Here is a 13,441-nt window from a genome sequence, read left to right as displayed (position 1 = left end):
AGCGTGAGTGATAAGGAATTTATATTATCAGAAAAGTTTCTCAAAAGCAATAAATAACCAAAAAGAGGATGTGTCTAGATATATCATCCTCTAAATCATATTTAGTACAATGTTCGCCATAAATAAAAGGTTGCATAGGATTCCCAATTCTTCCATGGGATCGAAAATGCTAAGATTTCCTCTTTTGTTGGCTTTCGGTCCATATTCCGTAATGTTTTAATGGCATTAATAAGACCGACATCATCAATTGGAAAGGCTTCACTGAATCGAAGGCACCGCATTAGAACATAATTGGCTGTCCAAGGGCCGATGCCGCGTATCTTTACTAAGTTTTTTTCAGCATCTTTGAAGTTCATTTTAGCTAATTTTTCTTTTGATAATTCTCCCCTTGCCATTAATCCAGCAATTCCAATGAGATATTCGCTCTTTTTAACCGTCATTTTAATATCCGCAAAATCTGCAGGAGTTAATTGCGCAATTCGTTCACAGGTTGGAAAAATCCAATATTTCTTCCCATTCCATTCGATGGAATCGCCAAATTTTTCTACAAATTGTTTCTTTAATGAGTAGGCGAACGGCAAATTGATTTGCTGCCCTAAAACTCCCCAGCATAAAGCTTCAAATAAGTCCGGAATGCCAATGATTCGCAAGCCAAAGAATTTTCGGGCAGGCAATTTAAGTAATGGATCTGCTTTGGCCATGTTATAAAATGAAGTTAAATCGTTATCTAGATCAAACCACTCTCTAATATATTTTACAATCTCTTCTAGCTGCCGAGATTTGGTAGGTCGAGAATCATTGATAAACTGGATAAGCATCTGTTTATTTTCGATGATGTTTATCCGTACTAATGAACGAATTTCCCCAATGGCTATAACTTTTGTAATGATGCCGTCCTCGATTTCATACATACATTCATCTTTTGCCCTTGTTAAATAGCCTAAGTTCGCATTCATATCGAACGCTTCAGGCAGTGGAATGATGAATTTATCATTGATTTCATGCAGCTCCATTTTATCTCCTCACTTGTTTTGGCATTTATAAAATAAGCAGATGCTAACACCCCAAAAGTGTATTTTCACTTTAACACAACATAATAATAAAAAATTTTGTTATCTTGCTTTTATATTCTAAAAATCTTATTTTTTCTAATTTACGGGGTTATAGTGTAGGTATGATGAAAAAATACTCTACTGTTTCATCATTTGAGGATATTATTTCTTACTAAATCATCCATAGTATCGTACTTTAAAAGGGGTGGTGAGGGGCAATGCCAGACCGAATCAGCGATAGCTTTCAAGATCGTCATGATGATGGAGTTTCGAATGAAGCAGAATTGATGACAAATGAAAAGTGGCAAGCAATTATCGAAAATAATGCTGCGTATAATGATCAATTTTTTTATGCTGTAAAGACCACAGGGATCTTTTGTAAACCATCATGCAAATCCCGTGTTCCAAAAAGAGAAAATGTACGAATTTTCCATAATGCAGAACAAGCTCTCAATGCTCATTATCGCCCATGTAAACGCTGTAAGCCTACTAATGAGAGATTGCCTGATCGTGAGTGGGTGGCGCTGATAACCGAATACATCGATAAGAATTTCACTGAAAAATTAACACTAGAAACATTAGCGGATATTGCTCATGGGAGCCCTTATCATTTACATCGAACATTTAAAAAGATTAAGGGCATTACGCCTGTTGAATATATTCAACAGGTTAGAATAAACGCAGCCAAAGAATATTTGGTTCAATCCGAAAAATCGATAACCGATATCTCCGTTTGTGTAGGGATGTCTAACACGCCTTATTTTATAACTTTGTTTAAAAAGATAACAGGATATACACCAGCACGATATCGCCAGTTGCATCAAAAAATGAATCATTCGGAGGGATTGTAAATGGAATCAAAGAATAAGCCAGCCCTGTATTGGTCTTTGCTAGAGTTTAGGGATTGGAATTTTTATATTGCTTCAACATCGAAGGGGCTATGCTATGTCGGCTCACAAAGCAAAACATTTGAAGAACTAGCCGAATGGGCTAAGAAACGCTTTCCGGGAAGTCCTCTCATTGAAGATCGGGAGAAGGTAGAACTCTATAAAGAAGAAATCATTGAATATTTAAAGGGTAAACGGAAATCCTTTACGATTCCATTTGATTTCCATGGGACAGCATTCCAGCTTTCTGTATGGAATGCACTTTGTGAAATACCTTACGGACAGACAAAGTCCTATTCAGAGATTGCAAGCCATATAAATAAGCCAGCCGCTGTTCGTGCAGTTGGGTCAGCGATTGGAGCAAATCCAGTATTAATCACAGTACCTTGTCATCGTGTAGTAGGTAAGAATGGAACATTGACCGGCTATCGAGGTGGATTAGAAATGAAGACAAGGCTGTTGGATTTGGAAAGAGAAGATTAAAGGGACAAGGGGACATGAACCTTGTCCCTTTAATCTTGTATATGTTGGATTTTTTCTATGATTTCTAACATCGTGAAAGAAATACAAGGGATGAAGATTACGTCTACTGGTGCAGAAAATATCAAGTAATCTGATTCACAGCACTGAGAAATATCCTTAAACAGTTCGATGCCAAACATCTTGGTGTATAACCGAAGGCGCAGGAGTTATCTATTCTAATCGACCCCCCAGCTAATTCATATCGATTCCCATCATTAATAGCCCATAATCTTGTTAAGTTAAACCTCTCTCTTTTACTTGATCAGCACTTCCACGTGTTTTTTCATTCACTTTCATTATTCCACAATGACTATGTGATTGTTGCCAATTGTATAGCTTATGAGCAGACAGGGATATTCATAAATCAATGACGATTTAACATTTAGCCCTTGAAAATTTAGGAAATTCATAGTATAGTACATTACAACAGTAATGTACTATGTTAGAGGGGGGCGGTGACGATTCTTAATACAGAAGGAACGAAGCCTATTTATGTACAAATCGCAGAATGGATAGAAACAGAAATCATGAATGGACACTTCAACAGTGACGATAAGGTTTATTCTCAATATCAATTAGCGGAGATGTATACAATCAATCCAGCAACTGCAGCCAAAGGTCTTAGTCTTCTCGTTGATGAAAACATCCTCTACAAAAAAAGGGGACTTGGCATGTTTGTTACAGCGGATGCAAAAGAAATCATTATGAATAAACGTAAAAATTATACATTTAAGCGGCTTGTCCAAGAAATAGTGTTAGAAGCAAAACGATTGCAAATAAGTGAAGCGGAATTAATTGAGATGATCAAATCAGCACAATCTGAGGAGGGTGAGTGATGAAGGTAATTGAATGCACAGATTTAGCGAAATCGTATTTTGGGAAAAAGGTTTTAAATAATCTTTCGTTTTCGATTGAAGAAAATAAAATCACAGGATTAATTGGTCGAAATGGAGTTGGAAAAACGACGTTACTGAAGATAATAGCTGGATTTATTAAAGAGACTTCAGGTGAGATAAAGGTATTTTCAGAGAGGCCATTTAATAGTCTAAACGTCTCGGCCAATTCTATTTTTGTCGATGACCAAATGAGTTTTCCACCTGCACTGCAGCTCTATGAATTATTAGAAGCAGCGAGCAGCTTCTACCCAAATTGGGATATGGAATTGGCAAAGCGCCTTTTTGATTATTTTTCCTTTGATCCGAAAGGTTACCACAACCGACTTTCAAAAGGGAAGACAAGTACGTTTAATGCAATTGTCGGCCTAGCATCCCATTCACCAATAACGATTTTCGATGAACCGACAACAGGAATGGATGCATCGGTAAGAAAGGACTTCTACCGCGCACTGCTTAAAGACTATATTGCTCATCCAAGGACAATTATTATTTCAAGCCATCATGTAGATGAAATCGAGAATTTATTAGAGGATGTTCTTCTCTTAAAGGACGGAAGGAATCATTTGCATTTGCCCATGGAAGAGTTGAAGGCGTGGGCGATTGGCTTGAAAGGGCCGACAGAGAAGATTCAAGAATGGGTAAATGATAAAGAGATTGTCTATGAAAATAAAATTGGCACGAATACGAGCTATGTAGTGGTAAGGAATGATTTTGCAGATTCTGCACTTCAGAGTGCAAGATTAGCAGGGCTGGAGATTACCGCTGTTTCTCCTAGTGATCTATGTGTCTATATAACGAATCAAACGAAAGGGGGAATCGATGATGTCTTTAAAGAACGTTAATTTGACCGAAGTCGTTAAAAGGCAATATTTTTTCAAGCTAAAAGCGAATATCGATGCAATGAGTTCACTTGTTTTCCTTCAGCTGTTGGCTATGCTCTTTTCAATGGGTGGGTCTAATTCATTTCATTCCTCTTATGATCAAGTTGCGCTCGAAGTCAGCTATTTCTCTGGAGATGTAATTATTGGATTTACGATGATTTGGGCTTTTGTCACTGCGATTACGATTACAACGAGGCAATATCGAAATCATGATTTTTCGTTTGTGACGAATCGTCTCAGCAGCAGCCTTTCCAATATTCTTTTTTTATTGACAGCAAGCATCATTGGCGGGATAACGGCTATACTGGCTAGAAATTTACTTCTCGTTTTTAAATATATTTTTTCCGAGGAACAGATTTATGGAATTCCGTTAACATTTCAGGATTTACTTCTTGGTGTTAGTGCGACCATAATCTACTTGTTCGCTGTTAGTGCAATTGGTTATTTAATAGGAGCGCTTGTACAAATCAGCAAGGCATTTGTTGTATTGATTCCAGTATTGTTTATTGGAATGCTGTTTATAGATGGGGTAATGAATAGAGACCCGTTCATAGCATATGTATTTGAATTTTATGTAATGGAGTCTTCATTTGGACTATTTTTTGTAAAAATGGTCTCCACAGCAGCTTTATTTTTCATCGCTTCCATTAGCATTCTAAACCGGTTAGAGGTGAGAAGATGATTATTCTTGGGACTTTACTGCTGGTAACAGCCATACTTATTATTCTGGTCATTGTCATAAGTTTGAATTCGAAAAGAAAATTTGTAACAGTAAAAATAACCCATTGGCTACTAATTATATACGTCGGTGTATTATTACTTTCTTTTCCTTTTGCTTCGCTCCTAACAAATGATTCTATGACTAGTCGAGAGAAAGTGGGGGATTTGGAAGAAGACCAGGATTGGACTCGTTTTTACACAGCTCTTGGAGAGGGGAAACTAGAACAGCTTAAGAGCTGGCAGCTTATTAATGAAAAAAGCTATGATTACTCAAATCAGTCTCTTAAAGTAGAAATCACTGGACCTGTTAGTCCTGTTTATGTGGAAAGAAAAGATCGTGACGACGGGAAAATTGAAGCTCTCGTATATACGAACGGTCTAATCGTAAGCGGTTATGATTTCTCAGATAAACTTGTGCCTATTAATTTCCGGCTGGAGAATGATACGTTTAGTGTATTACATCCGGAGCACCAATCTATTAATCTTTCCATTGTGAGAAATGAATTTACAATCAATCAATTTACCGGTCAACAAGCTATTAATGATGTTAGCAGGGTTGGGAATATGGAAGTATATTTAAAGGTTCCGAAATCCCTCCAATTGAATGGTACTAATGTGGATTTTCAATATGTTAAGGAGTAAAATTATTGTAACCTCGTCCCAATTAAATATGAAAGTGGGGGCAGAAATCTGCCCCCTGTACCTTGGAGGATGATCATTTTGGAAAAAGATCAACAGCCCTATAATATGAAGGAGCTTGATGAAGAGACCCTTTTTATTGTGTCGCAAACTTTTAAAGCACTATCAGACCCGACCCGAATTCGTATACTGCATTTATTATTTCATGGGGAGCATTCGGTTAATGAGATTGCTGAGAGCCTATCTCTTCTTCAATCAACTGTTTCGCATCAGCTTCGCTTTTTAAAGAATTTGCGTTTAGTTAAGTTTAGACGTGAAGGAACTTCACTATTTTATTCCTGTGATGACGAACATGTCATGGATATTTTAAAGCAAACGATTGAGCACGCGAATCATCATTAATTGCAGCTTCCATGATGATTCGGGCAGCCGAATGCTCCTTTTTCAGCTTGAATGGTGCTATGGTCAATGCCGAAATCATCATGGAGGATTGATTGTGCATCATGGAGAATGGTATCGTGCACACTCTCTTCTCCAATCACAATATGGCAGCTTAACATCGGCATTCCAGATGTGATGGACCAAACATGAATATCATGGATTTCTAGGATGCCCGGTATTTTTTTTAGTGCTGCTCTCACGTTTTCCATTTCAATATGAGCAGGTGAACCTTCCATTAAAATGTGGAGGGATTCCTTCGTTACTCTCCATCCACTAATAATGATCAGAATCGCTACAATGACACTTGCAATTGGATCAGCAATTCCCCATCCGAAGAAGATCATAAGCAAAGCGGCGATGATAGCACCAACCGAACCAAGCATGTCTCCAATTACATGAAGAAAGGCGCTGCGAACATTTAAATTCTCATCCTTATCTCCTTTCATTAAAATCCAAGCAGCAAGGATATTTACGAGTAATCCAATTGTGGAAATGACAAGCATCCCTCCGCTTTGAACTTCTGGCGGGTTGAAAAAACGATGGAATGCTTCATAGAAAATATAGAGTGAGATCAAAATGAGCGTAATCCCATTTAATGCAGCAGCAATAATTTCAAATCGCTTATACCCGTATGTTTTTGTAGCAGAAACCTTTTTTTCTCCGAGTTTAATAGCAAAAAAACTTAATCCAAGTGCCGCTGCATCGCTTAGCATATGGCCTGCATCTGAAAGCAGTGCCAGGCTATTTGTCATAATTCCTCCAATAACCTCAACGATCATAAACGAGGTTATTAAAATGAAGGATAATAATAAAGCTTTTTTATTCCCTGAATGTCCATGTGAATGACCGTGGTGGTGATGTCCCATAAAATAAACCTCCTATTTCAATATATGAATATATGTTCATATATATTATGTTATAAGCGTGTGAATTGTTCAACTATTTTTTGGGGAATTAATTGAGATATTATAAATTTTCCTTTACAATGTAGTTGGAATTTTTGAAATAAAACCCCTTTTTTCCCACAACTCCTTCATTTACATTTTTCCTTGAACTATTTTTTGTAAAAACTGAAATAATAAAAGTGAGTCTGCAAAGAAAAAGGAGGGTTTTTTTAAGGAGGAGGAGGAGGAGTTTTATAGCATAAACTAAATAAGGAGATGTAAAGTATGCTTATTAAGCAACGTACTGAGCCAGAAGAATTAAAGCTTTTGAGATTTTTAAACGCACGGATGGAATTGTCAGGAAAAGAAAAGAATATTTATTTAAATTTAGAAAAGGGACTTAAAGGGGAACTGTGGTTTGACAATTGGATAGAGAATTTCTCAAGTGAATGGTTTGTGCTGAATGACTTGTTGCTAGAAAGTAATAATTCTGTTTTTCAAATTGATACGTTGTTAATCACTGCTGATAAGATGTATCTGTTTGAAATTAAAAATTACGAAGGTGATTTTTATATTCAAGGTGATAAATGGTATACAATATCAAAGTCAGAAATAAAGAATCCTATTCTTCAATTGGAAAGAAGCGAAATGCTTTTCCGAAGATTACTTCAAGAGCTTGGATTTAGTTCTCCGATCGAATCATATCTTATCTTCGTTAACCCCGATTTTTTCCTCTATCAAACTCCATTTAACCTTCCGATCGTATTCCTATCACAACTTAATCGCTTTAAGAACAAATTAATAATGAACGAAGGCATTTTAAAAAAGAGACACTCAAAATTCGCAGAACAATTAGTCTCTATTTGTTTAAAAGAATCTCCGTACACTCGCTTACCTAAATATAACTATGACCAGCTTGAAAGAGGAGTAACCTGTGCTTACTGTTATTCATTGATGGATAGTTTAACAGAGGGCGAAGAAATTATTGTTTGTAAGGAGTGTGGTGGAAAAGAAAATGTTTTTTCTGCCATTTTACGGAGCACGGAGGAATACAAATTGCTTTTTCCTGATAGGAAAATCACCACTAACGAAATTTTTGAGTGGTGTAGAGGCGTTAAGTCTAGTAGATCGATTCGAAGGATTCTTTCGGAAAAGTATGAACTAAAAGGACATGGTAAATATTCTTTCTTTGTTCATAATCAAAATGATATAAACTAATGAATATGAACGCTTTTTTAAATTAAATGGATAGATTTATGTTTTTTATGGTTGTCTATGAGAATATCTAAAGCTGGAATAAATAGAAGTTCATGAGACCACACACAAGCTGAAAAAAGAGAAAAAGAGGTCTCATAGAGAGTTCATGAGACCACGACAAGCAGAGAAAAGAGAAAAAGCGGTCTCATAGAGAGTTCATGAGACCACCATAAGATGAAAAAAGAGAAAAAGCGGTCTCATAGAGAGTTCATGAGACCACCACAAGCAGAGAAAAGAGAAAAAGCGGTCTCATAGAGTGCTCATGAGACCACCACAAGCAGAAAAAAGAGAAAAAGCGGTCTCATAGAGAGTTCATGAGACCACCACAAGCAGAAAAAAGAGAAAAAGAGGTCTCATAGAGTGCTCATGAGACCACCACAAGCAGAAAAAATAGAAAAAGCGGTCTCATAGAGTGCTCATGAGACCACCACAAGCAGAAAAAATAGAAAAAGCGGTCTCATAGAGTGCTCATGAGACCACCACAAGCAGAAAAAATAGAAAAAGCGGTCTCATGGAGAGTTCATGAGACCACCTCAAGTCGAAAAAAGAGAAAAAGCGGTCTCATAAAGAGTTCATAAGACCACCTCAAGATACGAAAAACCTCCAGCCACTAAAAACCCGGCTGGAGGCCACCTAAATCTCTATTCCTTTTCCATTTCCTTCCGAATATAGTCGGAATACTGCATGATTTGTAGGGTGTTATCGATTTTTTTTTGCATGTTCTTTGTGTTTTTCGTTTTCTTCATTGTTTCTCGGTTATATAAAACAGCTGGGTGCTTGGCGCTTGGCGCAGTGTAAAGCGTATTGTCACTGATAAAAGATCCGCCAGGCAAATAGTATCTCATGCCAAGTAAGTTATGTTTGTATTGAAAAAGATTGTGGCCGATCATTTGGGTATTGTGCTCAATACCCAGCAGGTTCAGCAGTGTAGGCATTAAATCAATTTGACCGCCAAGCTGTGAGTGTGTTTCTCCGTGAAAAATACCAGGAGCAGTGAAAATAACAGGCACAACAAAGCGATCTTGCAAATTGTAATCGTGTCCTAAAATTTCCTTTAATATTTCATAGTCCTTTTCTGTAACAGGTGCTCCGTGTAATCCAGAATGATCCCCATAAATGAGCACGAGAGAATCATCGTAGATGCCAAGCTTTTTCAACTGTTGAATAAATAATCCAATTTGTTCATCCGTATATCGAACTGACTGCAAATAGTTTCCGACATATGTTCCTTTATACTCGTCTGGCAGGTCAAGATATTCAAATTCCTCAGGCATTTCAAATGGTGTGTGATTTGTAAGTGTAATGATGTTTGAGTACATCTTGTCATGTTCTTTTAAATGTTTTGGCAATTGTGATTCAACAAAATTAAATAGAACCTCATCAGCTGGACCGAAACCGATTTCTTTCTCATTTGGAATTTCTTCACTTGTATAAATATAATCAAAGCCAAGAGCGGGGTATAATTTATCCCGGCTCCAATAGGTGATGTCATCTGCATGGTATGTCGCTGTACCATAGCCATTGTCTTTTAATGTACGTACTAGTGAAGGGATCTCACTGCCATCAATAACATTCACTGTTGGGTCCATTCCCTCAGGGTAAAGGGATGTATGCATAAGCCATTCTGCATCAGACGTATTACCTGCTCCGATTTGCTGGTACACATTATCGAAATATGCACTTTCCTTTAAAAGAGCATTTAAATTCGGGGTGATTTCCTGTCCATCAATCGATTGATTAATCGTAAATTCTTGTAAGGACTCCACTTGAATAACAAAAACATGCCGATCTTTCGCGAGCCCATATGTGTGATGTTCTGTAAATGGAACATAAGAATTTCCTTTTAATTTTGCTAAATCTTTGTCTGATAAATATTCGTTGTCAGCAAATGCTTTGCCGATGCTGCGTTCATACATTTGGACAAACTGGGATTGAATATATCCATGCTTTTTTGCGAAATAAGAAACATCTACTAGTGGATAAAAAAAGGCTATGATTGTCGTGATGAGTCCTACACAGCTAAAGCCGATGGCCCATTTTTTCGCATTAGCAAATGAACGATGTGAGTCTGCTTTCTTGAAATACCAGATGAGAGGCAGAATCACCGCAACATCTAAGAAAAATAAATAGTCATATGGAGTTCCGAGAAGAGCGACAGTCCCGCCAACTGAGTTGGACTGATATATTTGTTTAACATCGTAATAGGACGGAACGGTTGAAAAATATCGTGTATAATAGATAATTACAATAAATAGAGTAGACAAGCCGAGGTTATAGAGCCAAATGGCTAACCACTTTCGTTTTTTAAAAAGAATAATAAAAATGGTTAAGAAAAGGGCCCACATTGGGAACTCGACTATTAAAATATGAAAAAATGATTTGTTATCAAAAATAACAATCTGAAAAGCAATTATTTTTATTAACAAAAAAAGCATGATCAGCGTAAATGGGTGGATTATAACATTTTTAATATTTTTAGCCCAGTTTTTTTTCATTGAATAGGCACCTCTAAACAAAATAGTTCATCCTAAACTTACCAAAAATCCTTTAGACCTTGCAAACAATATATAAAAGGTTTATAAGATTATGAATAATGTAAGATAAAACGAAATCTTCAAGTTACTGGAATCCTTTTTTAATTTTATTCGTATTTAAAAGTATCAATACTTTTGGCTAAAAGGAATGTTTATGTAGTGAAATTGTATTTTTCAATAAAGTCCTTGCTAAAAAGATCACATAAGAAAAACTAAGGCATTTGCCGAACGCATAGTTTTTCTAATTAAAAAACGGAGTGGTTTGAATGGAAAAAGCATTACTTGAAGAAAACGTAGAGGTGTTAAAGCAGGCAGTCGGGAGTTGGATGGATCGACGTCTAGTGTTGATGACTGCATCGCAATTTGCAGCTAAAGGAAAACGAATTGACGGGACTGCCTTTTTGAAAGTGTCGGATCTTGTGAAAAAGAGTACATCGTTCTTTTCGCCTTTAAGAAGCATTTGTTTCCCAATGACTGGACTCATTCTAGCAAATGGACAGCTTCCAGATGAAGAGGTTAGTCGTTTGCATCGCAATTATGAGACTCTTCGTTCAGCGGGGTTCCGCAGTTCCGTTTTTACCTATATTGCTGCTTTTTTAATGGAAGATCATATGGATCCACGTAGGATTCATGCAGTTCACGAAGAAATGAAGAAGTATCATCGCTTTCTTACCTCGCATGATGATTATCCTGCAGCCGCGATAATTGCGAAGCAGGAAGGTCAGGTGGAGGAGCTTGTTCATATTTCGGAACAGTATTACAAAACATTAAATGAAAACGGATTTTATAAAGGGAATGACTTACAGTTCATGGCGAATATGCTCGTTATGAATGGAGCATTCAGTAAAGAAACAGTTAGTGATGTAATCTATGCGAAGGATGAATTGAGTAGAAGTGGTCTGAAAGTAAAGCAAATGCATTACTCTTCCTTATGTGTGATTGCACTTTCGGGAAAATTAAAAGAAGCAATTTCATATGCCCTCGAACTTAGAGAAATGAAAGAATTTAAATGGTATAAGGATATGGCTATCGTTGCAGCAGCAGTGTTTGTTTCACAGGAATACATTGGCGCTTCAACTGGATTAACAGCAGCCATTCAGGCAATGATCCAGGCACAGCAAGCTTCGGTTGTTGCGGCGAGTGCAGCTGCAGCCGCATCTGCTGGGGGATCATCGGGGAGTTAAGGTATACAATAACTTGTTAAAAAAAGAAGTAATTACTTGTTGAGGTAATTGCTTCTTTTTTGTGCAAAAAAACTACTGCAAAAAAGGTCGCACGAATCTTTGCCCGAACGTTAAGTTTTTCTAATGCAATCTATTTTTGTAAAATGGATTGGTAGTATACAATGATAAAGTATAGAAAATAATACCACAAAACAGTAAAATATGTGAATAACGCTTTTCTGAGGGGATAGATATCAGTTGGAAACTAAAAGAGTATTACCTATATTATTTCTAGTTATGTTTTTAGTTATGGTAGGCTTCGGTATCATCATTCCTGTACTGCCATTCTACGCTGAGGAAATTGGTGCAAGTCCAGCTGAACTAGGATGGCTGATGGCTGTTTATTCGTTAATGCAGCTCATTTTTGCACCGTTTTGGGGAAAGGTTTCTGATCGGATTGGACGCAAACCCGTTATTTTAGTGGGCATCGCAGGATTATCGCTTTCGTTTTTCCTCCAAGCCTTTTCAAGCCAGCTTTGGATGCTGTTTGCCGCAAGAATAATTGGAGGTATTTTATCCTCTGCTAATATGCCGACAGTCATGGCATACGTAGCAGATATTACTTCTGAAGAGAATCGCGGGAAAGGAATGGGGGTTGTCGGTGCTGCAACAGGGCTAGGGTTTGTTTTTGGTCCAGCCATTGGCGGCGTGTTTTCAAAAATAAGCTTAACAATGCCTTTTTTTCTAGCAGGTGTGACATCTGCGATCACTTTTATTTTAGTGTTGGTGATTTTAAAGGAATCATTGCCTAAAGAAAAAAGACAGAAGCAATCTGAAAATAAAAGCTCAAGATGGAGTGCGTTTACTGGCTCTGTATCTATTCTATTTTTTCTGCAGCTATTTATTTCCCTATCTCTGTCTGGCTTAGAAGCTACCTTTGCCTATTTCGCTGCTAAAAAAGCAGATTTAGGAACAGTGCAATTAGGTTATATATTTATGATAATGGGACTTGCCAGTGCAATAGTACAGGGCGGTTTAGTCGGTAGATTAACGAAAAAATATGGAGAAGGAGCGGTAATACAAGCTGGAATAGTGGTCTCAGCCATTGGCTTCGGGCTTATTTTACTTGTTAATAGCTTCACTACGGCAGCCATATTTTTAACGATTTTTGGTATTGGGAATGGTGTTATTCGACCTAGTGTTTCAGCACTAATTACGAAAAAATCCGTAGCTGGACACGGAAGTTCAACAGGACTACTGTCCTCCTTCGATTCTTTAGGAAGAATTATTGGTCCGCCATTAGGGGGCTGGTTGTTTGCAATTCAGGCTGGACTTCCTTATATTTCAGGTGTGATTTTATCAATTATTGCGTTTATTTTATATCGAATTTATTCTGTTAAATCAAGTAAAACAATATTTTATAAGCAGGAAATAAATGAGGAATAAACTTAAGCGTTCTATAAATGTAACTTGGCTAATAAAGTTGTGAACCCGGAAAATAAAATGTAATTTGGACTATATATTGCTAATACGGACAAAATCCTCACAGCGGTTTCCGTATATCT

13 protein-coding genes are annotated in these 13,441 nt (G+C 37.1%); 10 read left to right on the top strand and 3 right to left on the bottom strand.

The features are described 5' to 3' along the window. Positions 1 to 101 precede the first annotated feature (101 nt). Entirely contained in the window at positions 102 to 1,013 is a 912-nt protein-coding gene (locus tag KHA94_RS21240; protein ID WP_213104121.1) for a DNA-3-methyladenine glycosylase 2, read from the bottom strand. Between the two features lie 257 nt (positions 1,014 to 1,270). Here KHA94_RS21240 and KHA94_RS21235 point away from each other — a divergent pair, with 257 nt between their 5' ends. The 7 genes from KHA94_RS21235 (at position 1,271) to KHA94_RS21205 (ending at position 5,999) form a co-directional block, all read left to right on the top strand. Next, the gene (locus KHA94_RS21235) at positions 1,271 to 1,903 is read left to right on the top strand and encodes a bifunctional transcriptional activator/DNA repair enzyme AdaA (RefSeq protein WP_213104120.1); all 633 of its coding nucleotides are present in this window, start codon (positions 1,271 to 1,273) and stop codon (positions 1,901 to 1,903) included. Beyond that, positions 1,904 to 2,422 (top strand): methylated-DNA--[protein]-cysteine S-methyltransferase, encoded by a 519-nt coding sequence (locus tag KHA94_RS21230; RefSeq protein WP_213104119.1) that lies wholly within the window; start codon positions 1,904 to 1,906, stop codon positions 2,420 to 2,422. Between the two features lie 494 nt (positions 2,423 to 2,916). Then, a complete protein-coding gene (locus KHA94_RS21225; protein ID WP_338030850.1) occupies positions 2,917 to 3,297 on the top strand; it encodes a GntR family transcriptional regulator in 381 nt (126 codons plus the stop codon). Further along, a complete protein-coding gene (locus tag KHA94_RS21220) occupies positions 3,297 to 4,199 on the top strand; it encodes an ATP-binding cassette domain-containing protein (protein WP_213104118.1) in 903 nt (300 codons plus the stop codon). Before KHA94_RS21225 ends, KHA94_RS21220 begins: the two co-directional genes overlap by 1 nt. Beyond that, a complete protein-coding gene (locus tag KHA94_RS21215; RefSeq protein WP_213104117.1) occupies positions 4,177 to 4,920 on the top strand; it encodes a hypothetical protein in 744 nt (247 codons plus the stop codon). The genes KHA94_RS21220 and KHA94_RS21215 overlap by 23 nt, the downstream gene beginning before the upstream one ends. Next, complete coding sequence (locus tag KHA94_RS21210; RefSeq protein WP_213104116.1) at positions 4,917 to 5,600, top strand: hypothetical protein; 684 nt, start codon at positions 4,917 to 4,919, stop codon at positions 5,598 to 5,600. Before KHA94_RS21215 ends, KHA94_RS21210 begins: the two co-directional genes overlap by 4 nt. A 105-nt stretch (positions 5,601 to 5,705) precedes the next feature. Next, positions 5,706 to 5,999, top strand: coding sequence for an ArsR/SmtB family transcription factor (locus tag KHA94_RS21205; RefSeq protein WP_213104193.1), 294 nt, complete (start codon positions 5,706 to 5,708; stop codon positions 5,997 to 5,999). Here KHA94_RS21205 and KHA94_RS21200 read toward each other — a convergent pair. After that, positions 5,996 to 6,904 (bottom strand): cation diffusion facilitator family transporter, encoded by a 909-nt coding sequence (locus tag KHA94_RS21200; protein ID WP_213104115.1) that lies wholly within the window; start codon positions 6,902 to 6,904, stop codon positions 5,996 to 5,998. The genes KHA94_RS21205 and KHA94_RS21200 overlap by 4 nt on opposite strands. Positions 6,905 to 7,207: 303 nt before the next feature. Between KHA94_RS21200 and KHA94_RS21195 the strand changes: the two genes are divergently transcribed. Beyond that, positions 7,208 to 8,140 carry a nuclease-related domain-containing protein gene (locus KHA94_RS21195; protein WP_213104114.1) on the top strand — a complete coding sequence of 311 codons (933 nt, stop codon included), beginning with the start codon at positions 7,208 to 7,210 and terminating at the stop codon, positions 8,138 to 8,140. A gap of 680 nt (positions 8,141 to 8,820) precedes the next feature. Here the strand turns inward: KHA94_RS21195 and KHA94_RS21190 are convergent. Continuing rightward, a complete protein-coding gene (locus KHA94_RS21190; protein WP_213104113.1) occupies positions 8,821 to 10,674 on the bottom strand; it encodes an LTA synthase family protein in 1,854 nt (617 codons plus the stop codon). 305 nt (positions 10,675 to 10,979) lie between these two features. On the opposite strand from KHA94_RS21190, the gene KHA94_RS21185 reads away from it, so the two are divergent. Together KHA94_RS21185 and KHA94_RS21180 are read left to right on the top strand one after the other, a co-directional pair. Then, complete coding sequence (locus tag KHA94_RS21185; RefSeq protein WP_213104112.1) at positions 10,980 to 11,897, top strand: DUF4003 family protein; 918 nt, start codon at positions 10,980 to 10,982, stop codon at positions 11,895 to 11,897. 237 nt (positions 11,898 to 12,134) lie between these two features. Continuing rightward, complete coding sequence (locus KHA94_RS21180) at positions 12,135 to 13,322, top strand: MFS transporter (RefSeq protein ID WP_213104111.1); 1,188 nt, start codon at positions 12,135 to 12,137, stop codon at positions 13,320 to 13,322. The last annotated feature ends 119 nt before the right edge of the window (positions 13,323 to 13,441 follow it).

Source organism: Cytobacillus citreus, from assembly GCF_018343665.1.
Taxonomy (GTDB): Bacteria; Bacillota; Bacilli; order Bacillales; family Cytobacillaceae; genus Cytobacillus; species Cytobacillus citreus.
The sequence above is the reverse complement of the archived record's forward strand: the minus strand, read 5'-3'. Positions and strand labels throughout refer to the sequence as shown.

Bases quoted from the DNA above. Each gene is read 5' to 3' on its own strand.
- KHA94_RS21200 (WP_213104115.1), bottom strand. From the start codon at position 6,904: ATGGGACATCACCACCACGGTCATTCACATGGACATTCAGGGAATAAA.
- KHA94_RS21195 (WP_213104114.1), top strand. From the start codon at position 7,208: ATGCTTATTAAGCAACGTACTGAGCCAGAAGAATTAAAGCTTTTGAGA.
- KHA94_RS21230 (WP_213104119.1), top strand. From the start codon at position 1,904: ATGGAATCAAAGAATAAGCCAGCCCTGTATTGGTCTTTGCTAGAGTTT.
- KHA94_RS21220 (WP_213104118.1), top strand. From the start codon at position 3,297: ATGAAGGTAATTGAATGCACAGATTTAGCGAAATCGTATTTTGGGAAA.
- KHA94_RS21185 (WP_213104112.1), top strand. From the start codon at position 10,980: ATGGAAAAAGCATTACTTGAAGAAAACGTAGAGGTGTTAAAGCAGGCA.
- KHA94_RS21190 (WP_213104113.1), bottom strand. From the start codon at position 10,674: ATGAAAAAAAACTGGGCTAAAAATATTAAAAATGTTATAATCCACCCA.
- KHA94_RS21210 (WP_213104116.1), top strand. From the start codon at position 4,917: ATGATTATTCTTGGGACTTTACTGCTGGTAACAGCCATACTTATTATT.
- KHA94_RS21235 (WP_213104120.1), top strand. From the start codon at position 1,271: ATGCCAGACCGAATCAGCGATAGCTTTCAAGATCGTCATGATGATGGA.
- KHA94_RS21215 (WP_213104117.1), top strand. From the start codon at position 4,177: ATGATGTCTTTAAAGAACGTTAATTTGACCGAAGTCGTTAAAAGGCAA.
- KHA94_RS21205 (WP_213104193.1), top strand. From the start codon at position 5,706: ATGAAGGAGCTTGATGAAGAGACCCTTTTTATTGTGTCGCAAACTTTT.
- KHA94_RS21240 (WP_213104121.1), bottom strand. From the start codon at position 1,013: ATGGAGCTGCATGAAATCAATGATAAATTCATCATTCCACTGCCTGAA.